Below are 23226 nucleotides of genomic sequence, written 5' to 3'. Positions count from 1 at the left end.
ATGATCCTGGCTCCTTAGAGCCAGCCCTTCCAACGAAAAAAGAGAAACGGAATGATTGCGGACATCAGCATGATGACGAGCGCGAGTGGATAACCAAATGTCCAGTTCAACTCCGGCATGAGCTGAAAGTTCATTCCATAAACCGAGGCCACCAGCGTTGGCGGCAGGAACACCACCGAAGCGATGGAGAAAATCTTGATGATGCCGTTCTGCTCGATATTGATGATGCCGAGAGACGCATCCAGCAGAAACGTCAGATTGCCGGAAACGAAGGCGGCATGTTCGTTCAGCGACTGGATATCGCGGCCGATCGACTTGCCCTGTTCCCGCGCTTCCTTGTCCCCGCGCGCCTGATCGCTGGTAGAGAGGAAGGTCTGCAGCCGCGCCAGCGATGCGAGGCTGACGCGGACCTTGGAGATCAGCCGGTGATAGGCGGCGATGTTGGTAAGACGGTCTTCGAGATAACGCGGCGCCTTGCGTTTTGAACGTGCCTGGCTGCCGAGAATGTCGGCGGCGAGATTGTCGATGCCGGCGACCGAATTTTCGAGAATTTCCGCCGTGCGGTCGACGATGGTTTCCAAAAGCTTCAGAAGCAGGGCCGTGCCGCTGCGCATTTCGTGCGGCACGCGGGTGATGGCGGCGATGAAGAGGTGGAAGGATTTCGGCTCGGCATAACGGATCGTCACGAGACGTTTGCCGGCAAGAATGAAAGCGACATCCGTGAGGCGCGGATCGTCCGAATCCGCCTTCCACACCAGAGAGGCGGTCATGAAGACATTGCCGTCTTCCATATACAGGCGGCTGGAGGGTTCGATATCCTTCAGATCCTCACGGGTGGGCAGATCGAGCCCCAGCAGTTTTTCCACATGCTGCTCTTCCGCCCTGTCGGGATTGACAATGTCGATCCAGACGATGTCGTCGGGAATCTGTCCGGAGCCGTCGTCTGGCGACAGGCTGATCGCCTCGCAATTGGCGCGGTAGGCTTTTATCAATCCGCTTCTCCGGTCCACATCGCAAGCTTCAGCCGCAATGCTGCTTAACATATCCTGTTTGCGGTCGGCAAACCTTTGGACAACACTTCAGGGCACGCCGGAACGAGCGGGATTTCATATCTCGCCAGCCCGATGGACCAAGAGCCAAACGGCGCAGGCGTATGCGCCCAAAGCGAGATGCAATCAAGCAATATTTTTTCTCGACAGCATTGCAGGCGAAGCATTTCTCGGTGTTCACATCCAGAAAACTTGCCTGATACTGACGATTAATCTTCTGTTTTAAAAAGACTATTCAATACCGAGAAACGCTTTTTCGGTTTATGCCGAAAGCCGTTGCCTTATTCGAAAACGATCTTCGGCGCGGCTTTTCTCTCACCCGCACCGATGCGCGCCCAGACTTTTTCGGCGATATCGCGATAGATCGCGGCCTGCGGACCATCCGGCTCGGCGACGACAACAGGCGTGCCGGCATCCGACATTTCACGGATGGAGATGGTGAGCGGCACTTCGCCGAGGAACGGCACGCCGATCCGCTCGGCCTCGGCCTTCGCACCGCCATGGCCGAAAATATCGTAGCGCGCGCCGGTATCCGGCGCGATGAAGTAGCTCATGTTCTCGATGACGCCGAGCAGCGGCACTTCCACCTTGCGGAACATGGTAATGCCCTTGCGCGCATCGATCAGCGCCAGATCCTGCGGCGTGGAGACGATGACGGCGCCGGCAAGCGGCACCTGCTGGGCGATGGTCAGCTGTGCATCGCCCGTGCCGGGCGGCATGTCCAGCACCAGCACGTCGAGTTCGCCCCACGCAACTTCGCGCAGCATCTGCATCAGGGCGGACTGCACCATCGGTCCGCGCCAGATCATCGCCGCTTCCTCATCCACCAGGAAGCCCATGGACATGACCTTCAGCCCGTAATTTTCCATGGGAAGGATGATGCGGTCTTCCTGCTGCTGCGGGCGGCCGGAAATCTTCAGGAGTTTGGGAATAGAAGGACCGTAAATATCGGCATCGAGCATACCGACCTTGAGGCCAAGCGCCTGAAGACCAAGCGCCAGATTGACTGATGTCGTGGACTTGCCGACCCCGCCCTTGCCCGAGGCGACGGCGATGATGGCGCCGACACCCGGCACGCCCACCTTGGAGGAGCGCGGCTGCGCAGCCGGGCGGCCGGTTGCGGCGGCGGGGCGCGGCGGTTGTTGCTGCTGGCCGGGCTTGCGATCGGCCGTCAGCGCGACCACGGCGCCGACAATGCCCGGAACGCCCCTCGCCGCCTTTTCAGCGGCAAGCCGCAACGGCTCCATCTCCTGCGCCTTGTCGGAGGGAACGGTAATCGAAAAATAGGCTTTCGCATCGGCGATGAAGATTTCCGAGACCATGCCGAGCGCCACGATGCTTTTGCCGCTGCCGGGATAGATGACGGCTTCCAGAGCCTTTTCCACCTGGTTCTTGCTGACGTCTGCCATTGTCTTACTCCGTAAACGTGGTCCGGCTGGATATGGGCACTCTTCCGCGCCATCCATAGACAAGCGGGAGCGCTTCGCCAATGCCAAAGCGCAAACAGGAGAGATTAGCGACGATTAACCGCTGCCATTTCAGATTTCGTCGTCCATATCGAGCGTTTCAGGGTCAAAGACCCGGCCGTCAAAAAAACAGTCCGGGCCAAGGACGAGGCCCGTGCGCGACGCGCCGACATGCACCTGCTCCCTGAGCGTGCCTTCGAGTTTCAGGTTGGCGCCCGGCACCGGCACGAAAAGCGGCTTCATCGCCTTACGGAAAATATCCGGCCGATAAGCGTTGCGCGCGGCCTCCACCACGGCCGCGTCGAACCGACATTCGGCGGGAACCTCGCCCCAACGCAACATCTGGCTGAAGAACCACAACGCCTGGCTCTGCCACGGAAAATTTGCGGCCTTGGCGCTGGTCACGAAAAACTCCGGATAGCGCCGCATGTCCCTCTGCGAAGTGGAAATATAGCCCGTCAGCGCCGGCAGCAGGAACTCGCCGTTCTCGTCCATATAATGAGGGGCGGCGAGGATGCCCGTCAGTTCCTCGATATTGGCGGAATTGGCGCACCATTCGCCGGCACGGTAGAGCGCGCGCAGCAGCCCTTCCAGCAGGGTGGCGTTTTCCTCAGTCCACTGCCGCTTCCCGGCCAGTATCTTTTCCGGCGCATTTTGCCAGATCAGCGCCCCGGTCGTGACAATCCGCCCGGCGCCGCCCAGCACCACGGCGCTGCCCGCCGGTTCGGCGGTACAGAGCGCATCGACCTTGCCGTTTTCCAGCAGGCCGGGCATGGCTTTCGGCAGGGCTTCGACGATTTCCATGTCCCGGCCGAGCAGCACACCGCAGCTTCCAAGCAGATAACGCAACATATAAAACGGTGTGGACACGATATCCTCGACCGCAAAGACCGGCGGGTTTTTACCTGCAGCACGGCGTGCCGCGCAGACGCGGGCCATGGCCCGCCCGAAGGCCGCAGGGTCCGGAAGCTTCAAACCTTCACGGTAAAGCTCATCGTAAAATTCGTGCGAAACGGTGGTTGCCGATCCGCCGAGGGAAAGTGTGAAAACGCCGATAATATCGGCCGGCAGCTCATCAAGGCCGACTGCGGAACCGACCGGCACCGGAGCGGGCAGATGGGCGATGTGAACCTCATCCTCGGCAAGCGCCGTCAAGACAGCGCGTGCGGATTGTTTTCGGACGAGTTGCAGTTCTATGCCTTCATCGGCAGCAAAGCCTTTTTCGGCAGCGACTATCAGCACGGCGCAATCGACAGTCGGAGAAAATCCCGCTTTTACCTTATGCCGCTCCGGCAAACGATTTCTCCTTTCCGGTGATTCGAAAGAAGGATCGCCCAGGAAAGGGTTTATCACAATGATAAAATTACGATTTCGCTATTTTATCAAACCGACCCGCAGCGCCTTGGCGACGGCCTGGGTGCGGTTGACCGTATCGAGTTTTTTCGTCGCGCGGTTGAGGTAATGATTGATCGTATGTTCCGACAACATCATGATTTCAGCGATTTCGGCGCTGGTTTTTCCGGCCGCCGTCCAGTTCAGACAGTCGATCTCGCGCTCGCTCAATGTTTCGGGAACCCTGAGATCAAGACGACGGATTTCCGATAGCCGGGCAAAGACATGGCTGGAAATGTAAAACAGTTCCGCCAGCCGGCTTGCCGGCAAGATCGTCTTGTTGCCGGAGAAAGACACCGCGCCCCGGGTGGTGGTGATATCGTGAACGGGAAACCATACGGAGTTGATCATCTCAAATCGCTCGAACAGGCCGATCACGTTCTTTTTGGCGATCGGTTCGTTGCCTTCATCCAGGAAATCCATGGCAACGGAAAAGGGTATCGTCGATTTTTTAAGCTGCGCCATCACCTTGCTGTTCTGCAGCATGCCCTCTTCGTCGTAACGCTGCAAAAGCTCGGCCGGCCAGCTGGTGATGATGGTATATTGCGACAGCTCGCTCGCCAGTTCGGATGACAGGTCAAGCACCATGAAGGCCCTGAACTCCCAGGCCTCCGTCAACCGTTTCAAGAACCGGAATATGTCGAATTGCGTGTTCAGGCCGGCGATCTCGCGAACGCAATCAACACCAATCGCCTGAACGGCGGCCGTCTCTGTTTTCTGCATGAAAGCTGTTCTTCGAGAATGAGAAATACCGCCGCAAAGGCCACCTTTGCCCGGAAATTGCCGGGGATGTTACTCACCAAAATGATTCATGCAAACAAAAGTTGAAAACTTAATTCAGAATAGTCGAAAATAAGATTTAACTCACGCAATTTGACGCCAGACCCGTCTACCAGGTCGCGAAAATCGACAGAGCAGCGCCACTTTTTTCCTCAACCATCGGCAACCGGCGATAATCGGCAGGCAAGCTCCGCTGAAATTTTATCAGCGGTTTCGCGCACCAGCGGCGCCCATTTGTAAAGCTGTTCCACATCCACCCGATAGGCGGGACCGGTGACGGAAATCGCCGCGAGGAAATTGCGTCCCGGCGCAAGAACCGGCGCGGCGGCGCAATGAATGCCGATCTCGTGTTCCTGAAGGTCGAAACCGTAACCATTCACGCGGATGGCCGACACATCCGCTACCAGCTCCTCCGGCGTTACGATCGTGTTTTCCGTAAAGCGGTGGAACTCCAGCCCGGCGGCGAGGTTTGCAAGCGCATCAGCAGACAGCAGGGACAGCGCCGCCTTGCCAACGCCCGTGCAATAGGCCGGCGAGGTCTTGCCGACCTGCGAATGCATGCGCAGGGTATGTCTGCCCTCGATCTTGTCGAGATAGGTGACCTGCCCGCCATTCAGAACGGCGAGATGCACGGATTCCTGCGTCACCTCCTGCAACGCCGCCAGATGCGGCGCGGCGACGCTGCGCAGATCATTGCCGCTCCAGGCTTTGGCCGCAAATTGCAACAATCTCAGGCCGACAGCATAGGTCTGGTCGTTGGCATGGTCGATCAGGCCTTCGGCGAGAAGATGGGCGAGCTGGCGGTGGACCGTGCCGCGCGGCTGGCCACTTGCCTCGACCACATCGGTAAAACGCATCGGTTTTTCCGCAAAGGCGATAAGCTCCAGAAGCGAGACGGCCTTCCCGAGCGTGCCGGTCTCGCTTTCTGTTTTTCGGACGCGACCGGGAACGGGCTCGTGCCGTTGGGCATTGGGGGTTTTATTGTCGGGCATGGCAACATCCACCGTCATCTGCCTTGACATAAGTGTGACGCCAAGAGAATAATTCCATTTAGTAAAATCTAGTTCCATATATTGGAACAATCAAGCCCTTATGGATGAGACGATGTCGATGATGCAAGCCCAATTTCCCGACCTCAAGGATGCGGGCGTGCTCATTACAGGTGGCGGCTCCGGCATTGGGGCATCGCTGGTGGAAGCCTTCGCGATGCAGGGGGCGAAGGTCGCCTTCATAGACATCGCCGAGGAGCCCAGCGCCGCACTTGTCCAGCGGCTCGCAGGGGTGGCTCCCCATCCAGTGCATTTTTTCAAGACCGACTTGAGCGACATTCCCGCCATCGGGCGGACGGTGGATGCGGCAGCCTCCGCTACCGGCGGCATCAAGGTGCTGGTCAACAATGCCGCCTGGGATGACCGCCACGACATCAACACGGTGACGGAAGCCTATTGGGACGCCAATCAGGCCGTCAATCTCAAACAGATGTTCTTCACCGTTCAGGCGGCGCTGCCCCATCTCAGACAGGCGAAGAACGCATCCATCGTCAATTTTTCATCCATCTCATTTCTGCTGAACATGGGTGAACTACCCTCCTATGCGGCGGCAAAGGCCGGCATTATCGGACTGACGAAGAGCCTTGCCGGCAGACTGGGACCTGACAATATCCGCGTCAACACGCTCCTGCCCGGCATGATCGTCACGGAGCGGCAGAAAGACCTGTGGCTGACCGACGAAGGCATCGCCGCAACCACGGCGCGGCAATGTCTCAAGCGCACGCTCGTCGCCGCCGATCTGGCCGGGCCGAGCCTGTTTCTCGCATCCTCAGCATCAAGCGCCATCACGGCGCAATCCATCATCGTAGACGGAGGCCTTCTATAATGTCCGAACCCGCTTTTATCGCCGTCGACTGGGGCACGACCAGCTTCCGGCTCTGGCTTCTGAGCCGTTCTGGCGCTGTTCTGGCTGAGCGCAGAAGCGCGGAAGGCATGACGACCGCCATGCGCACCGGCTTTGCCGAGGTGCTGCAATCGCATCTCGATGCCATCGGCGCACCCGACAATCTGCCGGTTCTGGTCTGCGGCATGGCAGGCGCCCGGCAAGGCTGGGTCGAGGCCGGTTACATCGACGTGCCGGCATCGCTTTCAGCGGTTCTTGACGGCGCGGTCCGCGTGCCGGGTCAGGCGCGGGATGTCCGCATTCTGCCGGGGTTGGCGCAACGGGATAAAAATGCGCCCGACGTGATGCGTGGTGAAGAAACGCAGTTGCTCGGCGCACTCGCCTCCACCGATGCCAGTGAGAAGCTGGTCTGCATGCCGGGCACGCATTCCAAATGGGTGACGGTCAAAGGCGGTGATGTGACCGGCTTTGCCACCTTCATGACCGGCGAACTGTTCGAAGTCATCTCCAGGCAGACGATCCTTTCGCATGCGGTGGCCGAAGCTGATGCCTTTACCGGTGAACACGAGACCTTCAGGGCTGCCGTGCGCGACATCTACGCCAATCCGCAGCTCGCCACCAACCGGCTGTTTACCCTGCGCTCCGGGCAATTGCTGCATGGCCTCACCGCGACCGATGCCAAGGCCAAGCTTTCCGGCATCATGATCGGACTGGAAATTGCCGGCGCGCATTCCAATGCGCGGCGGGACACGCCTGTCGTGCTGATCGGCTCCGGCGCGCTCGGGGCGCTTTACGAAGGCGCCTTCACGGCCCTTGATATCCAATATACGGTCATTGATGCAGACGAGGCCGTGCGGCGCGGATTGCTGGCCGCCGCCAATACCATCTGGTCATAAAAGAAAGACCCACCATGCGTATCCCCTTCCCTGCCATGAAATATCCGCTGATCGCCATCCTGCGCGGTCTGAAACCCGAGGAAACCGAGGGCGTCGTCGGCGCACTGATCGAGACCGGCTTCCGTGCCATCGAAATCCCGCTCAATTCGCCCGATCCGTTCCGCTCGATCGAAATCGCCGCGAAGATGGCGCCTGCCGATTGCCTGATCGGCGCGGGCACGGTGCTCAGCGTAGAAGACGTGGAGGCACTGGATGCCGCCGGCGGCAAGCTGATGGTCAGCCCCAATGCCGATGCCGAAGTGATCATCGCCGCACGCGTCAAGGGCATGGTGACGATGCCCGGCGTTCTCACGCCCACCGAAGCGCTGGTGGCCGCAAAGGCCGGGGCGACGGGGCTGAAGTTCTTTCCCGCCAGCATTATCGGCCCGGCCGGCATCAATGCGATCAGGACGATCCTGCCGAAGGACCTCATCATTGCCGCCGTCGGTGGCGTTTCCGACAAAAATTTCGCCGAATATACCTCGGCCGGCATTACCGCCTTCGGGCTTGGAACCAGCCTCTACAAGCCGGGCATGACGGCGGCCGAGGTGCGCGAGCGCGCTACCGTCACGCTATCGGCCTATGATGCAGCCATCGGAGGATAAGAGCTTGGCAACTGTTTTTCCCTTTGCCGGACATGTGCTTGACGAAACGCCGATGATGCTTGGCGAAGGCCCGACCTTCGACCCTGCGACCGGCACCGCCTGGTGGTTCAACATCGTCGAGCGCGAGTTGCACGAGCTGCATTTCGCTTCCGGCCGCAAGACGGTGTACGCCCTGCCCTTCATGGGCAGCGCGCTGGCCAAGGTCAGCGAACATAAACAGTTGATCGCCTCCGATGACGGGCTTTTCCTGCGGGATACGGCAACCGGCGTGCTGACATTGCATGCGGAACTGGAAAAGGACCTGCCCGGCAACCGTTCCAATGACGGGCGCATGCACCCCTCCGGCGCGCTCTGGATCGGCACCATGGGCCGGAAGGCGGAGACAGGCGCCGGCAGCATCTATCACGTTGCTAAAGGTATCGTGACGAAACTGTTTGCCGAGGTTAGCATCCCCAACTCGATCTGCTTTTCACCCGATGGCGCGACGGGATATTACGTCGATACCAAGGTGAACAAGCTGATGCGGGTGCCGCTCGACGCTGAGACCGGCCTTCCCACTGGCAGGGCCGAGGTGTTCATCGATTCCGCCGGCGTCGAAGGTGGCATTGACGGGTCGGTCTGCGATGCCGAGGGGCATATCTGGAATGCCCGCTGGGGCATCGGCGCTGTCGATCGCTACGATACGGACGGCAATCACCTCGCCCGATATGAGGTGCCGGCGGGCCAGACGACCTGCCCGGCCTTCATCGGCCCCGACGCATCGCGCCTTCTCGTCACCTCCGCGCGGGAAAATCTGGACGCGGACGCCCTTGCCGCCAATCCGCAGCATGGCCTGACCTTCGATCTCGGTATCGACGTCAAGGGCAGGTTCGAGCCGCTTTACCGGTTGTGAAGCGAGGCGAATGCCGCTCTCTCCTCATTCCTGTGCCTGTCACAGGAATGAGGGTTGTGGGGAAACGTCACCGCCAGACCGCACCGCTTCAGGGAATATCCGACAGGATTTCCCGATAATTTTCGTGCAGATATCGCTGGGTCGCGGCGGCATCGGCGGGGCGGCCGTAGAAATAACCCTGCCCCATGGCGCAACCGAGCGCGCGCAGCTTTTCCTCTTCCACCCGCTCCTCGATGCCTTCGGCCACCACTTCAAGATCAAGTCCGTCACACATGGCGACGATGGCCTTGATGATGTGTTCCGAAGGGCGGTCGCTGCTGATGCGCGAGACGAAGGCGCGGTCGATCTTCACCTTGTCGAAGGTGAAATCGCGCAGGCGGCCAAGGCTCGACTGGCCGGTGCCGAAATCATCGAGCGAAATGCGAACACCGGCACTCTGCAATTCGCTGATGATGCGTTGCGCGGTATCGGCGGACGTCATGACGGCCGTTTCGGTGATTTCAAGCTCCAGCCGGTGCGGGTCGAGGCCGACACGGGCCAGAATGGAGAGAATATTGTCCGCCGTGCTCGGATCCATCAATTGCGCGGAAGACAGGTTGAAGGACAGAAACAGCTCACGCGGCCAGAACAGGGCGGCTTCCGCCGCCTTTCGCAACAGGGCTTCCGACAGCGCGTCGATGAAACCCCGTTCTTCGGCAAGCGGCACGAAGACGGCGGGTGAAACAAAGCCGAGATCGGGATCGTTCCAGCGGGCCAGCGCCTCGAAGCCGATGACCTTCGCCTCTTCCAGCCGGACGATGGGCTGGAAATGCACATCGATCGCATCGGTGATGATGGCGTTTCGCAAGGCCTGTTCCAGCTGGGTGGCGCGCTTCATTTCCTGCGCGATTTCGCGCGAATAGACCGTTATCTGACCACGTCCGCGCCGCTTGGAGCGATAAAGCGCCGTCTCGGCGCTCTTCAGCAGATCCTCGAAGTCATCGCCGGCAAAGGGATAGATGGCAAAACCGAAGGAGGAGGAAAGCCGGACGTTACGATCGCCGAGATCGTAAGGGGCCGAGAGCACGTCCTTGATCATGTTGCCGATGCGCTCCGCACCGGTGCGCTCAAACACCAGCGGCAGCACGAAGGCGAATTCGTCGCCATCATGGCGCGTCACGACCGCGCCATCGGGAATGCAGGCCTTCAGCCGGTGCGCCACCTGACACAGGATTTCATCGCCCGCCTGAACACCGAAAAGATCGTTGATGGGTTTGAAACCGTCTATATTGGCGATGCCGACGGTAAACGGCGCGGGGTCGCTGGAGCGTTCGCTTGCCAGCATACGGATCTTGTCCCGCAGACGGTAACGGTTGCCGAGCCCCGTCAGAGGGTCGCTGTAAGCCATGGCCTGCAGCTCGTTCTGGCTGACCTGCAACGATTGCGGTTCTGCCCGTTTCATTCCTGCATCTCGTTAATCCTGTGTGAACGCGCTCACAATGCAGGGCAAGTATTAAAAAAACCATAGAGCCGCGAACCAAAAATGCGGCGGCATTTTCGGAAAGTCTGCCGCTCGCGAAAAACGGCCCGTTTGTTGGGCTTTCAGGCCTGCAGCCGCACCGCATCCGTGCCGAAAAGACGCAGGAAAACCGCCTCGACCATGTCAGGGCTGACGGGTTTTAGCAGCATGTCGTTCATTCCGGACGCCATGCATTTGTCGAGATCGCCCTCGAAGGCGTGGGTAATGACCCCGACGATGGGAATGTTCTCGTCCCCGGCCAGTTCCCGCATGCGGCGGGCAACCTCGAAACCGTCGATATCGGCGAGTGTCGTGTCGAGCAGGACGACGGAGGGCGCCTGCTCCGCAAACAGCTGCAAGGCTTCCTCACCCGAGGTGGCAAGCCGCCACGAAAGCCCAAGGCCTTCGAGTATCTGCGAAAAGACGATCTGGTTGACCCGGTTGTCCTCAACGAGAAGTATCTCGCCGACGCCGCCCGTCTTGAGGATCCTGGGCAGGTCTTCGGTCATGATTTCCCAGTCTTCCTCCGTCGATTTCTCGCCAGGAGACGATCTGAGACCAACGGCGACGTAATGCAGCAGCGATGCGTCGATTTCCTCCTCCTCGATAGTGACGAACGGCAGGTCATGCGCAGCGGCGATATCGAGACATGTGACGCTCATCTGGGCATCGACGACGACGACATCGATGCCCACGCCGGCGGAGGTGGCGATATCGATGAATGCCTGCTGTTCTTCCTCGCTCGTCACCGCCGCATGATCCATGCCACCCGCGGTCAACCGGCGGCCGGCGGCTTCGGCGAAACGCCCGCTTTCGGAGACGACCAGCACCGCCTTGCTTTTCAGCAGGTCTTTGGCCGGCGCGTCATCCTCGTCCTTTCCATAGGTGGAGGCGACGAAGGCGACATGTTCGAGCGAAGGGATGATGGGCCTGCCGCTTGCATCGAGGGTGGCAAGTGCGGTGACATCCTCCATTGTCGTCACCAGAAAATGCCGGCCCGGGCGGCCCACACGTTGCTTGCGGGTAATCGTCAGCACTTCCTCGCCGTTTATGCGTCTCACTCTTTCGGGAATGAGGCTCGGTGTGCCGGTGTCCATTACCGCCCGATCAGCCGCATCGATCTGCGCTGCGACCTTGCGTGAATGCAGATCGAAAACGGTCTTGCCGAGAATGCTCTCCGCACTGGTTTCAATCATGGTGCAGGCGGATTTGTTCACGGCCGCATAGGCCATGTTGCGGTCCTTGACCAAAACGGGGAATGGCAGATTGTCGAGGATGTCCTCGATCAGCTGCACCCGTTCAAGGTCGATGCGCCACTGTTCTTCCCTTTTCTTCTGTTCGGAAATATCGGCGACGACGCTGATGCCGAGCCCCGAAGGCAGGCGGTTCATGACGAAACGCAGAAAGCGTTCACCCTTCAGCCGTTCGGTCTTTTCCGACCTTTCCTTCCAGTGCAGCGCCAGCCGCTCGCCGATCCATTCGTCCCGCCCGAGCTGGCGGGCATTGGCGGCGAGGTTTTCCGTCTCCAGCAGATAACAATCGTAAAGCGCGCTCAGATAGTCGCGCAGCCGCGCACCGGGGCCGACAACGGCCTCTTCCAGCGGGAAAAAATTCAACAGTTTCCGGCTTGCGAAAATAATGTGATCGTTACGGTCGTAAACGACGATCGCCGCGCCAAGCGCGTCGCAAAGGGCATCAAGCATCACCGTATGAACGCCCGCGCCAGAGGACGCCAAATCACTCAACTGCAAACTCCCGCCTGTTAATGGGTCAGGCTTATGTTTCTATTGGAATCGTTCTGGGCAGATGCCGGGATGAAACGACAAATTCCGATAAAGAGACATCAGGGTTCGCCACTTGAAGCAGTCTTGAGGAGAAGATGACGTTCACCCAAAGTCGACGTCACACACCACCCGGAAAGGGGGCCTCTTGCCTGCGGTCATTTCAAGCCGCCCCACCATAATCAAGGCCGATTAAAAGCGGATTAACGCTTACCCAGATGTTGACGGAAATGATCAAATGCGTGGAAGTCCACAAAACATGTGCAAATTGCCGCAATTGGCGTTTTTTGCTTTCGAAGCCATAGCGAATCCGCGAAAATGACGATCATGGCCATCAAGCAGCTTTCAGAAACCCTCATCAACCAGATCGCCGCCGGCGAGGTCATCGAAAGACCGTCCAGCGCCACGAAGGAACTGGTAGAAAATGCCATCGACGCCGGCGCGACCCGGATCGAGATCGCCACGGCGGGCGGCGGCAAGGGGCTGGTGCGCATTACCGACAACGGCTCCGGCATGTCACCCACCGATCTGGAGCTTGCGGTGAGGCGTCATTGCACCTCGAAAATATCCACGACGCTGGACGACATCCGCACGCTCGGTTTTCGCGGCGAGGCGCTGCCCTCCATCGGCTCGGTCGCCAAGCTTTCGATCACCAGCCGTCAACAGGGCGCGGAACAGGGTTCGGTGATTTCGGTGACGGGCGGCAAGGTTTCGGAGGTGCGGCCCGCCGCCTCGAATGCCGGCACCATCGTCGAGGTGCGCGACCTGTTCTTCGCCACACCCGCGCGGCTGAAATTCCTGAAGACGGAACGGGCGGAGGCGGCCGCCATTACCGAGGTCGTCAAGCGAATGGCGATCGCCTTTCCGCATATCCGCTTTGTCCTGTCAGGCACCGACCGCTCGACGCTCGAAATCCCATCAACCGGCGATGACCATCTCGCCCGCATGGCCCAGATTCTCGGTACAGACTTCAAGGACAACGCCATCGAGATCGATGCCGGGCGCGAGGATGTGACGCTGACCGGTTTCGCTGGGGTGCCGACCTTCAACCGCGGCAACTCGGCGCATCAATATGTCTTCGTCAACGGCCGGCCGGTGCAGGACAAGCTGCTTTTATCTGCCATTCGCGGTGCCTATGCCGAAACCGTGCCGCATGGGCGATATCCGGTTGCGGTGCTGTCCATCACACTCGACCCCGCTTTTGTGGATGTGAATGTGCATCCGGCCAAATCCGACGTACGTTTCCGCGATCCCGGCCTCATTCGCGGGCTGATCGTCGGCGCGATCCGCCAGGCGCTGACGCGTGACGGTGACAGGGCAGCGACGACGGGGGCGAGCCAGATGATGAACGCCTTTCGTCCCGGCTACAGCCCGTCCGGCCTGCGGCCCTCGCCTTCCATGCCGGCTTCCGCGCCATGGTCTGCCGCCACATCCCCGTCGAGGCCGCTCGCCGTTTCCGGAAACATGCAATTTGCAGAAGCGGTGCAATCGCGCTTTTCCGACATCACCATGCCGACGGCGCGGTCCGAACCGCGTGAGACCTATGAGCCTTCCGCAAGCCCTTCGCCGGAGCCGGTACTGTATCCGCTTGGAGCGGCACGGGCGCAGCTGCACGAGAACTACATCATCGCGCAGACGGAAAATGGCCTCGTCATCGTCGACCAACATGCCGCACATGAACGGCTGGTATTCGAGGAAATGCGCAATGCCCTGCATTCCCGGCGTCCGCCGTCGCAGGTGCTGCTGATCCCTGAAATCATCGATCTGCCCGAGGAAGACTGCGACCGGCTGATGGATCATGCGGCCGGGTTCGACGCGCTGGGGCTTGTCATCGAGCGGTTCGGGCCGGGCGCTGTTGCGGTTCGGGAAACGCCGGCCATGCTGGGCGAGGTCAATGTGCAGGGGCTGGTGCGCCAGCTTGCCGACGAGATTGCCGAATGGGACGCCGCCTCCACGCTTGCCAACAAGCTGGAATATGTCGCGGCCACCATGGCCTGCCACGGTTCCGTGCGCTCCGGCCGGCGTATGCGGCCGGAGGAAATGAACGCGCTTCTGCGGCAGATGGAAAACACGCCGGGTTCGGGACAGTGCAATCACGGCCGGCCGACCTATATCGAACTGAAACTTTCCGATATAGAACGGCTCTTCGGCCGAAGCTGACATCTTCACCCAGCCGCAAGCGGCCGGGGCTGGCCTTGTGCCGCGCCGAACGATATAAATCTAGGACATTGGAGCATCCGGATTGTTCAGGAAAACGCTACGCCGTTTCGGACTGGGTGCGCTGACAGGACAGAGCAGGAGACGAAAACGGATGAACAGATTTGAAGGAGGCGGCAACCGCCTCGCCGTCATCGAATATCTCGACGGAGACTTCCGGATCGTGCAAACCGGCTCACATGTCGTCTGCGCCATCACCGCCCAGACCATTCCGCTCGACGAATTGCGCTACTGGAGCGTGGCGCGGCAGGAAGCCTATGTGGACGCGGCCGCTTCGCTCGCGGCTGAGCAGAAGGCTGGCAATCTGCCGGCATGAGCCGGAAACGGCGTGCTGACGCGTTTCCATGTTAAACGGCTTTCTCAGGAACGGTTGCTGAGACGGCTGACACCCTCACTCGACGTCATCCTCGGCCTTGTGCCGAGGATCTGCTGATGTCTCATAAGTCGATAGGTTGCAGATGCTCGGGACAGGCCCGAGCATGACGGAGGAGAGGTTTCCGGACCTTGCCGACAACCTCCACAATTACGACCGCGCATTTTCCCGTAGCAGGCGGGCGCGGCAATGCTGGATCGCGGCATCGATGATCGTTGAGGCCGCATTGGGGTCATCGAACACCATGTCGATCTCGATAACCTGGCTGTTCCATAGCAGCTCCTCCGCACGGCCATGGTGGCCGTTGAGACGCACGGCATCCTTTGCCGTCGTCACCAGCTGCAAATTCTCCTTGCCCGCATCCTGCAGGAGATCCGCAACCTCGTCGTCGCTGAAATGGTGATGGTCCGGGAAGGAGCGCTGCTGCACGATGTCGCCGCCAAGCGCCTCGACGGTGCGATAAAACTTGGCCGGATCGGCGATGCCGGCATAGGCCAGCACGCGCTTTCCCCTGAAATCCTGCGGCTCCTGCGGCGTAATCGCCGCAACGAAGACGGGTTTGGCAGCCTTTGCCGCCTGTCTTATCAGTGGATCGGCCGCATGGCCGTTGCCCACCTTCAAAAGGCCGGTCATCTGCCGCATCTGTTCGACAAGCGGCGCACGCACCGGGCCGCCTGGCACAAGATGGCCATTGCCGATGCCACGCATCGTATCAATGACAACAAGCGCATAATCCAGCGTCAGACGGGCACTCTGAAAACCGTCATCCATGATGATGAGATCGACACCCTCTTTCACCAGCCGGTGGGCCCCTTCCACGCGTCGGCGCGAAATCACCGTCACCGCCTCGCGCGCCAGAAGCAGCGGCTCATCGCCGACGTCGGCAGAGCGATGGTGCTGCGGATCAACGAGGGTGGTGACATCAAGCGTGCCGCCATAACCGCGGCTGAGGAAACCGGGTTTGAGGCCTTTAGCGGTAGCAGCCCGGGCGATTGCCATCGCTGTCGGTGTCTTGCCCGCTCCGCCGACAGTGAAATTGCCGATGCAGATCACTGGAACGGACACGCTTGCCCGCTTTGCCGTCCGCATCCGCCGTCCGGCGATCTTGCCGTAGAGAAGCGAGAAAGGCGACAGGAGCCATGCCTGCCAGCCCGCTTTCTGCCACCAGAATGGCGGCGCTTCAGAAACCATCTATGCCCGCTCCCGGCCGCGTCGCCCACGGCATTCGTTCGGATGTTATACGTCAGGGGTTGTTTGCCAGAAAAAACCGTAAATTGCAAAAAGCTCTCCGTCATTCCGGCTTAGAGCCGGAATCCATCCGGCGCGCGTCTGCGCGGCGGAAAGAGTCTTTTTCAGCCCAAGGACTTGGGCTGGCTGGATTCCGGCTCGAGGCCGGAATGACGGAAGAGATGGGTGGTTCCTTCTTAAACAACCCGTTCCGGCAGCAGCGCCTCAAGCCCGGTAATGTCATCAAAGCAATAATGCGCATCCGCACCGAGGCTTTCGCGCGAACCGGTTCCCGTTAGAACGGCGATGCGCAGGCCCGCGCCCGCATTTTTCGCCATATGCAGATCGTGGTTATTGTCGCCGACGACAGCCACACGTTCCGGCGGAAATCCGATCGCCTCGCAGAAACCGAGAACCATGCCGGGCTGCGGCTTGGTGCCGTAACCGCTGTCATAACCCGCGACGAAATCGACATCGCTCTCGAAACCGAAGCGGATGGCCGTCTGGCGGATGGAATTTTCATTGTCGCTGGAGGCGATGCCGAGCTTGTAGCCGCGCGCCTTCAGCCGTGCGAAAAACGCCTTGAGATCGGTGACGGGCACGGATTTATCCGCGGCCTCGGTGAAGAGCCGGTCGAGGCGCTGCGTCAGTTCGACAACATCGCAGGGCGAGCCGGCGGCAACCAGACCTGCGGCGATTTCCGCCGTATTGCCGGCGGCAAGCAGGCTGTCTGGCACCACGTGGCCGGTGATCGGGTCCATGCCGCAGGCGGCCAGCAGGCGGTCGGCGAGGACAGCATCGCCTTTGGCAGCGATCGCTGCAAGTTCGCGGTTCACCGGTCCCCAGCTTGCGTCATAACCTAAAAGGGTTCCGTCCTTGTCGAAAAGCACAGCGGCGATCGACGGCGTCGCATCAACTTCGATATCCGCTACCATGAACCGATGGCACTCCGCGGTTGCAGCTTGGCCGAAACGGTAAGCGGGTTGATATAGGGTTCCAGCGCCTTGACGGTGGAGGACAGCGCACCGCGCATATCCTGAATGACCCGGTTGCCGGCATCGATCATCTTGTAACGCTCATTGTCGTTGACCAGCAGATAATGCACCGCCTTGGCCAGCATCTCCACATCACGGATGATACGACCGCCGCCGGCGCGGATGAGCTTCTGATAGGCCTCACGGAAATTCTGCACATGCGCGCCTGACAATACGGCGCAGCCGAGCATGGCCGGCTCCAGCGGGTTCTGCCCGCCTTCCGCCGTCAGCGACCGGCCGACAAAGGCAAGCTCGGTCAGCCGCAGGTAAAGCCCCATTTCACCGATGGAATCGCCGAGGAAAATATCGGTTTCCGGCGTGATCACGTCGTTGCGGCTACGGCGCGCCACCGTCAGTCCCATGCCCTTCAGCATGGCTTCCACATCATCGCCACGTTCGGGATGGCGCGGCACGATGATGGTCAACTGGCCGTTACGCGACTTGATCGCCGCATGCACGGTGGCGGCGGCCTTCTCTTCGCCGTCGAAGGTGGAGATCGCCGCCCATGTCTTGCGATTGCCGACCTGCTTGCGATAGGTCTCCAGCAGCGCCTCGTCACAGGGCGGCGGGTCGGTATCACCCTTGAGATTGCCTGAAATCACCACCGGCCAGGAGCCGAGATCGCGGAAGCGTTCGGCATCAAGATCGGATTGCGCAACCACCAGCGCCAGCTTGGAAAACAGCGATTCCGCAATATCGTGACGGTTTTTCCAGCGGTCGAAGGAACGGTCGGACAGACGGGCATTAACCCGGATCTGCGGAATGTGCCGGCGCTCCAGCTCCATCATCGTCACCGGCCAGATTTCCGATTCAGCTGTTATGGCGGCATCCGGCGCCCAATAGGTGAGGAAGCGGTTGACTGCGATCTTGATATCGAGCGGCACATATTGGTGGATCACATCGTCGCCAAGCCGCGTACGGGTCAGTTCGGCCGAGGTGACGGTGCCGGTGGTCAGAAGTACGAAAATGTCGCGTTTGCGGATTTCGCGGATCAGCGGGATGAGGGCAAGCGTTTCGCCCACGCTTGCGGCATGGAACCAGACGAGCGGCCCACGCGGGCGCTCGGCGCTGGCGTAACCGAAACGTTCGAAGCGGCGACGCTTGTCTTCCTTGCCCTTCGCAGCCCGATAGGAAAGATAGGGTCGGGCAAAGGGATAGGCGGCGATACCGGCGATCCGGTAACCCGAAAGAGCGAAACGTGCGATACGGCTGCTCATGACATTCTGCCCTTGATCATTCCGCGCAAAGCCTGCCCCTGTTCTTGTTGTTGTTGTCGCCGCCTACTTCTTCTTAAATTGCGTCATTTTTTATCATCGGAAACGAAAGCGCGATCACATTTTCTCGTGCCGGAGCTACCGGCCTGCGTTGAACGGCAGGAATCACGGAAAAGCTCGCCTTCACCCAATAGTATTACAACGCAAGGGCAAAAGGACTCAATTTTTGTCGTCGGGATTGAGAAGACGGTGCATATGCACGATAAAATAACGCATATGGGCATTATCGACCGTCATCTGCGCCTTGGACTTCCATGCCGTAAGGGCGGAAGCATAGTCCGGATAGATGCCGACGATATCGAGCGCATTCAAATCCCGGAACTGAACATCCTGAAGGTTTTCAAGTTCGCCGCCGAAGACGAGGTGCAGCAGCTGTTTCGGTTTGCCGGATTCCGTCATGTCTTTATCTCTTTCTTAAACGCTGAGAGAGGCCTTCATCTGCGGGATTTCCGGGCAAACGTCAACCGTCGGAAACGTGTGAAAACGCTTTCAAAAGTGCGGGCAGCGCATAATCTGCTGCGGCGCACAATGCGGGGTGGTTCACCTCCCGGCGATTATACATCAGAGGTTTTCCATCGAGGCCGACAAGCTGCCCGCCTGCCCTTTCCAGAATGAGGTCGGCAGCGGCCAGATCCCACTCGTGGGAATTGGCCTTGACCAGCGTTCCGTCGATACGGCCATCCGCCACCATGGCCAGTCGGTAGGCGAGCGAAGGCACATGCGGAATGCGCTTGACGCCGGCGCGCACCTCCTCCGGCAGATAAGCGATCACATCTTCGGGCGCCGCCAGATGGAAGATGCCGGCATTTCCGCGCGCGACGGAAATGGCCTGGCCGTTCTTCAGCGCCTGGCCGCCTTCAATCGCCGTGAATTCCTCGGCAAGCGCCGGGGCAACAAGGACCGCGACGACCGGACGCCCCTCATGCACCACCGCGACACTGACACACCAGGTATCCCGGCCGCCAATGAAGGCGCGGGTCCCGTCGATCGGATCAACCACGAAAACGGTGGAGCGGGACAGCCTGTCGGCATCATCATCCGTTTCTTCCGAAAGCCAGCCATAATCCGGCCGGGCGGAACGCAGGATGGTTTCGAGAATTTCGTTGGCGGCGTAGTCGGCCGCGCTGACCGGCGAAAGCCCGCCATTCTTCCACCAGACCTCGGGGTCCTTGCGGAAGAAACCGAGAGCCGTCTCGCCCGCCTTGCGCGCGGCTTCAAGCACCAGCCGCAAATCGGAGGCCCAGCGGGCCTCAGCCATATCGTTCATTTTGCCGTCTTTTCCGCGCGCCTCAAACGGCACGCCTGTTTTTCTCTTCGCACTTGCACATAAAGCGCCGGCGAAAACAACCCGCAGGCTGGGTTACTTGCCTGCGATCGTCATGCCTTCTATCGCCAGCGTCGATGCGGCGACGCCATATTTGCGGTCGATATCATTGGCCGGCGTGACCCGCATGAACATGTCCTTCAGGTTCGAGGCGATCGTCACCTCGGAAACCGCAAAGGTCTTTTCGCCGTTCTCGATCCAGAAACCGCTCGCACCGCAGCTATATTCGCCCGTTATCATGTTGGCACCGTGGCCAATCAGTTCGGTGACGTAAAAGCCTGACCCGACCTGTTTCAGCAAATCTTCCGGCGAAATATCGCCCGGTTCCAGCGCCAGATTGGTGGAGGCCGGCGAGACAGAGGTGCCGCCGCGCACGCCGCGGCCATTGGTTTCAAGGCCAAGCTCCCGCGCCGCCGAGGTGGACAGGAACCAGTGTTTCAGCACGCCGTCCTCGATCATCGTCATCTTCTCGCCCCTTACTCCTTCGCCATCGAAGGGACGCGAGGATGGGCCGCGAACGATCTGCGGATCGTCGGTCAGATAAAGACCCTTTTTCAGAACCTGCTGGCCCATCTTGTCGCGCAGGAAACTGGTCTTGCGGGCAACCGAGGCGCCGTTGATCGCACCGGCGATGGCGCCGACGAAACCGCGGGCGATGCGGGGATCGAACACCACCGTGATGTTGCTGCCGGTATCGACCTGACGCGGACCGACGCGCCGCACGACTTTTTCACCGGCACGGCGGCCGATTTCTTCGGCTGCATCCAGATCGGCATAATAAAGGCGGCTGTCGAAATCGTAGTCGCGCTCCATCTTCGTGCCTTCGCCGGCGATGACGCTGACGGAGCGGCTGAAACGGCTGCCCATATAGCTGCCGGAAAAACCGTGCGATGTGGCAAGCACGAGGCCGCCCATGCCGCTTGATGCGCCGGCGCCGGAGGAATTGCTGACACCCTTGACGGCAAGTGCTGCCTCTTCCGAAGCAAGAGCCGCCTCGCGCAGCTGATCGGACGACACCTCGGTGGCGTCAAAAAGTTCGAGATCGTCATAGGAAGTCGCCAGCCGTTCCTTGTCCGCAAGGCAGGCAAAGGGGTCTTCCGGCGAGACCTTGGCCATCGCGACAGCCCGCTCGGCCAGCGTCTTCAGATCAAAGCCCGGATTGGCCGAAACACTCGCCACCCGGCGGCCGACAAAGACGCGCAGGGAAAAATCGTCGCTTTCGGACGATTCGGTGCTTTCCACCTTGCCAAGCCGCACACCGACCGATTGCGAGCGGGAGCGCACGACAACGGCATCCGCCTCATCCGCGCCGGCGGCACGGGCAAGATCGACAAGTTCGCTGGCGCGATCGAGAAGTTTGGAAGAATCTATTTCTGAGGACATGAGTTGGCCTTTCATTCCTGTTCCATTTATTGTGCCAGCAACCCCGCATCAAGGGCGAAACGCCGCTTTCTCCATCGGCAAGGCTCTGTCGCCACCATATTCGAAAGTCCGCCCGCATGACCGAGCACGACGCTCTCTTTTCCGAACCCTTGCTGCTTCTGGCCGGAGCGGTCATCGCGGCCTCGATTTTCCGCAAGCTCGGGCTTGGCACCGTGCTCGGTTATCTGGTGGCCGGCATCATCATCGGGCCGTTCCTGCATCTGGTCACGGATGCGAAGGACATCTTCAATGTCTCGGAACTGGGCGTGGTTTTCCTGCTGTTCATCATCGGTCTGGAACTGAAACCATCGCGTATCTGGCAGATGCGCCGCGATATTTTAGGCCTCGGGCTGGCGCAGGTGCTGGTGACGGGCAGCGTGCTGGCGGCGATTGCCTGGTGGGCGGGGCTGATCGATGCACGCGGCAGCCTTGTCGCCGGTTTCGGCCTTGCGCTTTCCTCCACCGCCTTTGCGCTGCAAATCCTCGAAGACGACGGCGACATGAACACGCGGCACGGCAACCGCTCGTTTTCGATCCTGCTGTTTCAGGATCTCGCCATCGTGCCGCTTCTCGCCCTCGTCACCATTCTTTCCAACCGGCCGGATGTCGCGTCGGACTCGATGGTTTACGATCTCGTCGCCTCGGTCGTTGCGGTGGCCGGCATGGTGCTGGCGGGGCGCTTCCTGCTGACACCGATGTTCCAGATCATCGCCCGCACGGGTGCGCGCGAAGTGATGATCGCGGCGGCGCTCTTCGTTGTCATCGGCGCTGCCGCCATCATGGAAGCTGTCGGGCTTTCCATGGGCATGGGGGCGCTGCTGGCGGGACTGATGCTGTCGGAATCCTCCTACCGGCATGAGCTGGAAGCCGATATCGAGCCATTTCGCGGGCTGTTGCTGGCGCTGTTCTTCATGGCTGTCGGCATGTCGCTGCATGTCAACATCGTCTATGAGCATATTGTCCTCATCCTGATCGCCGTGCCGGCAATGATGGCGGTCAAGGCGGCGGTGATCTACAGCCTTTGCCGCATTGCCGGCTCTTCGCGTTATGCATCGAGCCGTATCGCACTGCTTTTGGCGCAGGGCGGCGAATTCGGTTTCGTGCTCTTCACCACGGCCGCGGCTTCCGGACTGTTTCCACAGGCGACCGCCTCGATCCTCGTCGCCGTCGTCACGCTTTCCATGGCGCTGACGCCGCTTCTGGCGGTGATATCGCGCCGGTTGACGGCGGAGGACGCCGCCGAAGACACGCTGGACGAAGATTTCGACGGGGCTGGCGCGGATGTGCTGATGATCGGCTTTTCACGCTTCGGCCAGATCGCCTCGCAGATCCTTCTCGCCGGCGGGCGCGACGTCACGGTCATCGACAGTTCCGCCGATCGCGTGCGTCAGGCCGCACGTTTCGGTTTCCGCATCTTTTTCGGCGACGGCACCCGCAAGGATGTGCTGATCGCCGCCGGCATCGAACGGGCCGATCTGGTGGCGGTCTGCACCCACAAGAAGGAAGTGACCGACCGCATCATCGATATGATCCAGTCGGAATTTCCAAGCGTGCGCATCTATGCCCGCTCTTATGATCGCGTGCACTCCCTCGATCTCAGGAAAAAGGGCGTGGAATATGAACTGCGCGAGACGCTGGAATCCGGCCTGCTATTCGGGCGGCGTATTCTGGAGGGGCTGGATATGGACGGCGAGCGGGCGCTGGCGATCTCCGACGATATTCGCGAACGTGACGAGGAGCGGCTGCAGCTTCAAGCCGTGGAAGGCCTCGCTGCCGGCCGGCAGATGCTGCACAACAAGCCGGTGCGCGAGGTGAAACCGGAGCCGCTGATGAAGCCGAAGAACAAGGCGGAGAAACGCGAAGAGGAAGAAGAGGATTTGGAGGACAGCGAGACGGAAGTGTCGCTGTGATTCCACTTCAAGTCAGTGACGGGGAGCGCGCCGCTTGTTTCTTCTCCCCGCCGGGGAGAAGTCCGCGGCAGCGGGATGAGGGGGCAAGGGTCGAGATATCCGGAGAGCTGGCCCCCTCATCCGACCCTTCGGGCCACCTTCTCCCCGGCGGGGA

General features: G+C 60.3%; 20 protein-coding genes. 7 read left to right on the top strand and 13 right to left on the bottom strand.

From position 1 onward, the window contains the following. Positions 1–14: 14 nt before the first annotated feature. From PL640_RS03035 to PL640_RS03015, 5 genes are all read right to left on the bottom strand, one after another. Positions 15–992 (bottom strand): magnesium transporter CorA family protein, encoded by a 978-nt coding sequence (locus PL640_RS03035; RefSeq protein WP_207134912.1) that lies wholly within the window; start codon positions 990–992, stop codon positions 15–17. Positions 993–1330: 338 nt separating this feature from the next. Continuing rightward, positions 1331–2458, bottom strand: a complete 1128-nt coding sequence (locus tag PL640_RS03030) for an Mrp/NBP35 family ATP-binding protein (RefSeq protein ID WP_269698579.1) — start codon at positions 2456–2458, stop codon at positions 1331–1333. Between the two features lie 129 nt (positions 2459–2587). Next, the gene (locus PL640_RS03025; protein WP_271360757.1) at positions 2588–3811 is read right to left on the bottom strand and encodes a CmpA/NrtA family ABC transporter substrate-binding protein; all 1224 of its coding nucleotides are present in this window, start codon (positions 3809–3811) and stop codon (positions 2588–2590) included. A 78-nt stretch (positions 3812–3889) separates the two neighbouring features. After that, complete coding sequence (locus PL640_RS03020; RefSeq protein ID WP_271360756.1) at positions 3890–4630, bottom strand: helix-turn-helix transcriptional regulator; 741 nt, start codon at positions 4628–4630, stop codon at positions 3890–3892. Between the two features lie 209 nt (positions 4631–4839). Next, a complete protein-coding gene (locus PL640_RS03015) occupies positions 4840–5709 on the bottom strand; it encodes an IclR family transcriptional regulator (RefSeq protein ID WP_271360755.1) in 870 nt (289 codons plus the stop codon). Positions 5710–5779: 70 nt separating this feature from the next. On the opposite strand from PL640_RS03015, the gene PL640_RS03010 reads away from it, so the two are divergent. Genes PL640_RS03010 through PL640_RS02995 form a run of 4 tightly spaced genes read left to right on the top strand, consistent with a single transcriptional unit; the run spans position 5780 to position 9012 of the window. Continuing rightward, positions 5780–6562, top strand: coding sequence for an SDR family NAD(P)-dependent oxidoreductase (locus tag PL640_RS03010; RefSeq protein WP_271360754.1), 783 nt, complete (start codon positions 5780–5782; stop codon positions 6560–6562). Then, on the top strand, positions 6562–7476 hold the full coding sequence (locus PL640_RS03005; protein WP_271360753.1) for a 2-dehydro-3-deoxygalactonokinase: 915 nt from the start codon (positions 6562–6564) through the stop codon (positions 7474–7476). The genes PL640_RS03010 and PL640_RS03005 overlap by 1 nt, the downstream gene beginning before the upstream one ends. Before the next feature lie 14 nt (positions 7477–7490). Continuing rightward, positions 7491–8120 (top strand): 2-dehydro-3-deoxy-6-phosphogalactonate aldolase, encoded by a 630-nt coding sequence (locus PL640_RS03000; protein WP_142839184.1) that lies wholly within the window; start codon positions 7491–7493, stop codon positions 8118–8120. A 4-nt stretch (positions 8121–8124) separates the two neighbouring features. Beyond that, a complete protein-coding gene (locus PL640_RS02995) occupies positions 8125–9012 on the top strand; it encodes an SMP-30/gluconolactonase/LRE family protein (RefSeq protein ID WP_271360752.1) in 888 nt (295 codons plus the stop codon). Positions 9013–9100: 88 nt separating this feature from the next. Here PL640_RS02995 and PL640_RS02990 read toward each other — a convergent pair whose 3' ends face one another. Together PL640_RS02990 and PL640_RS02985 are read right to left on the bottom strand one after the other, a co-directional pair. Then, a complete protein-coding gene (locus PL640_RS02990; RefSeq protein ID WP_269698585.1) occupies positions 9101–10453 on the bottom strand; it encodes a putative bifunctional diguanylate cyclase/phosphodiesterase in 1353 nt (450 codons plus the stop codon). A gap of 140 nt (positions 10454–10593) precedes the next feature. Beyond that, complete coding sequence (locus PL640_RS02985) at positions 10594–12213, bottom strand: response regulator (protein WP_309578097.1); 1620 nt, start codon at positions 12211–12213, stop codon at positions 10594–10596. Positions 12214–12618: 405 nt separating this feature from the next. Here PL640_RS02985 and mutL point away from each other — a divergent pair, with 405 nt between their 5' ends. After that, positions 12619–14451, top strand: coding sequence for a DNA mismatch repair endonuclease MutL (mutL, locus tag PL640_RS02980; protein ID WP_271361440.1), 1833 nt, complete (start codon positions 12619–12621; stop codon positions 14449–14451). Positions 14452–14602: 151 nt separating this feature from the next. Continuing rightward, positions 14603–14824 carry a DUF2093 domain-containing protein gene (locus tag PL640_RS02975; RefSeq protein WP_142839180.1) on the top strand — a complete coding sequence of 74 codons (222 nt, stop codon included), beginning with the start codon at positions 14603–14605 and terminating at the stop codon, positions 14822–14824. 207 nt (positions 14825–15031) lie between these two features. Here PL640_RS02975 and lpxK read toward each other — a convergent pair whose 3' ends face one another. The 6 genes from lpxK to PL640_RS02945 form a co-directional block, all read right to left on the bottom strand. Then, positions 15032–16072: a tetraacyldisaccharide 4'-kinase gene (gene lpxK, locus PL640_RS02970; RefSeq protein WP_271360750.1), complete on the bottom strand. Its 1041-nt coding sequence runs from the start codon at positions 16070–16072 to the stop codon at positions 15032–15034. 233 nt (positions 16073–16305) lie between these two features. Continuing rightward, the gene (locus PL640_RS02965; RefSeq protein ID WP_271360749.1) at positions 16306–17043 is read right to left on the bottom strand and encodes an HAD family hydrolase; all 738 of its coding nucleotides are present in this window, start codon (positions 17041–17043) and stop codon (positions 16306–16308) included. After that, complete coding sequence (gene waaA / locus PL640_RS02960) at positions 17037–18359, bottom strand: lipid IV(A) 3-deoxy-D-manno-octulosonic acid transferase (RefSeq protein WP_110757256.1); 1323 nt, start codon at positions 18357–18359, stop codon at positions 17037–17039. The genes PL640_RS02965 and waaA overlap by 7 nt, the downstream gene beginning before the upstream one ends. 216 nt (positions 18360–18575) lie before the next feature. Further along, positions 18576–18815, bottom strand: coding sequence for a DUF4170 domain-containing protein (locus PL640_RS02955; protein ID WP_046800695.1), 240 nt, complete (start codon positions 18813–18815; stop codon positions 18576–18578). A 61-nt stretch (positions 18816–18876) separates the two neighbouring features. Next, positions 18877–19683: a 3'(2'),5'-bisphosphate nucleotidase CysQ gene (locus PL640_RS02950; RefSeq protein WP_142839177.1), complete on the bottom strand. Its 807-nt coding sequence runs from the start codon at positions 19681–19683 to the stop codon at positions 18877–18879. Between the two features lie 93 nt (positions 19684–19776). Next, positions 19777–21123, bottom strand: coding sequence for a TldD/PmbA family protein (locus PL640_RS02945; RefSeq protein ID WP_269698590.1), 1347 nt, complete (start codon positions 21121–21123; stop codon positions 19777–19779). A 116-nt stretch (positions 21124–21239) separates the two neighbouring features. Here PL640_RS02945 and PL640_RS02940 point away from each other — a divergent pair, with 116 nt between their 5' ends. Continuing rightward, positions 21240–23072: a monovalent cation:proton antiporter-2 (CPA2) family protein gene (locus PL640_RS02940; protein ID WP_142839175.1), complete on the top strand. Its 1833-nt coding sequence runs from the start codon at positions 21240–21242 to the stop codon at positions 23070–23072. Positions 23073–23226 lie beyond the last annotated feature (154 nt).

It is taken from the genome of Agrobacterium sp. ST15.16.024, assembly GCF_027956545.1.
Lineage (GTDB): Bacteria > Pseudomonadota > Alphaproteobacteria > Rhizobiales > Rhizobiaceae > Agrobacterium > Agrobacterium cucumeris.
The sequence above is the reverse complement of the archived record's forward strand: the minus strand, read 5'-3'. Positions and strand labels throughout refer to the sequence as shown.

What these genes read in the sequence shown, in the direction of transcription:
- PL640_RS03030 (WP_269698579.1), bottom strand. Translation starts at nt 2,458, where the DNA reads ATGGCAGACGTCAGCAAGAACCAGGTGGAAAAGGCTCTGGAAGCCGTC.
- PL640_RS03020 (WP_271360756.1), bottom strand. Translation starts at nt 4,630, where the DNA reads ATGCAGAAAACAGAGACGGCCGCCGTTCAGGCGATTGGTGTTGATTGC.
- PL640_RS03015 (WP_271360755.1), bottom strand. Translation starts at nt 5,709, where the DNA reads ATGTCAAGGCAGATGACGGTGGATGTTGCCATGCCCGACAATAAAACC.
- PL640_RS03010 (WP_271360754.1), top strand. Translation starts at nt 5,780, where the DNA reads ATGGATGAGACGATGTCGATGATGCAAGCCCAATTTCCCGACCTCAAG.
- PL640_RS03005 (WP_271360753.1), top strand. Translation starts at nt 6,562, where the DNA reads ATGTCCGAACCCGCTTTTATCGCCGTCGACTGGGGCACGACCAGCTTC.
- PL640_RS03000 (WP_142839184.1), top strand. Translation starts at nt 7,491, where the DNA reads ATGCGTATCCCCTTCCCTGCCATGAAATATCCGCTGATCGCCATCCTG.
- PL640_RS02990 (WP_269698585.1), bottom strand. Translation starts at nt 10,453, where the DNA reads ATGAAACGGGCAGAACCGCAATCGTTGCAGGTCAGCCAGAACGAGCTG.
- PL640_RS02985 (WP_309578097.1), bottom strand. Translation starts at nt 12,213, where the DNA reads ATGCTTGATGCCCTTTGCGACGCGCTTGGCGCGGCGATCGTCGTTTAC.
- mutL (WP_271361440.1), top strand. Translation starts at nt 12,619, where the DNA reads ATGGCCATCAAGCAGCTTTCAGAAACCCTCATCAACCAGATCGCCGCC.
- PL640_RS02975 (WP_142839180.1), top strand. Translation starts at nt 14,603, where the DNA reads ATGAACAGATTTGAAGGAGGCGGCAACCGCCTCGCCGTCATCGAATAT.
- lpxK (WP_271360750.1), bottom strand. Translation starts at nt 16,072, where the DNA reads ATGGTTTCTGAAGCGCCGCCATTCTGGTGGCAGAAAGCGGGCTGGCAG.
- PL640_RS02965 (WP_271360749.1), bottom strand. Translation starts at nt 17,043, where the DNA reads ATGGTAGCGGATATCGAAGTTGATGCGACGCCGTCGATCGCCGCTGTG.
- waaA (WP_110757256.1), bottom strand. Translation starts at nt 18,359, where the DNA reads ATGAGCAGCCGTATCGCACGTTTCGCTCTTTCGGGTTACCGGATCGCC.
- PL640_RS02955 (WP_046800695.1), bottom strand. Translation starts at nt 18,815, where the DNA reads ATGACGGAATCCGGCAAACCGAAACAGCTGCTGCACCTCGTCTTCGGC.
- PL640_RS02950 (WP_142839177.1), bottom strand. Translation starts at nt 19,683, where the DNA reads ATGAACGATATGGCTGAGGCCCGCTGGGCCTCCGATTTGCGGCTGGTG.
- PL640_RS02945 (WP_269698590.1), bottom strand. Translation starts at nt 21,123, where the DNA reads ATGTCCTCAGAAATAGATTCTTCCAAACTTCTCGATCGCGCCAGCGAA.
- PL640_RS02940 (WP_142839175.1), top strand. Translation starts at nt 21,240, where the DNA reads ATGACCGAGCACGACGCTCTCTTTTCCGAACCCTTGCTGCTTCTGGCC.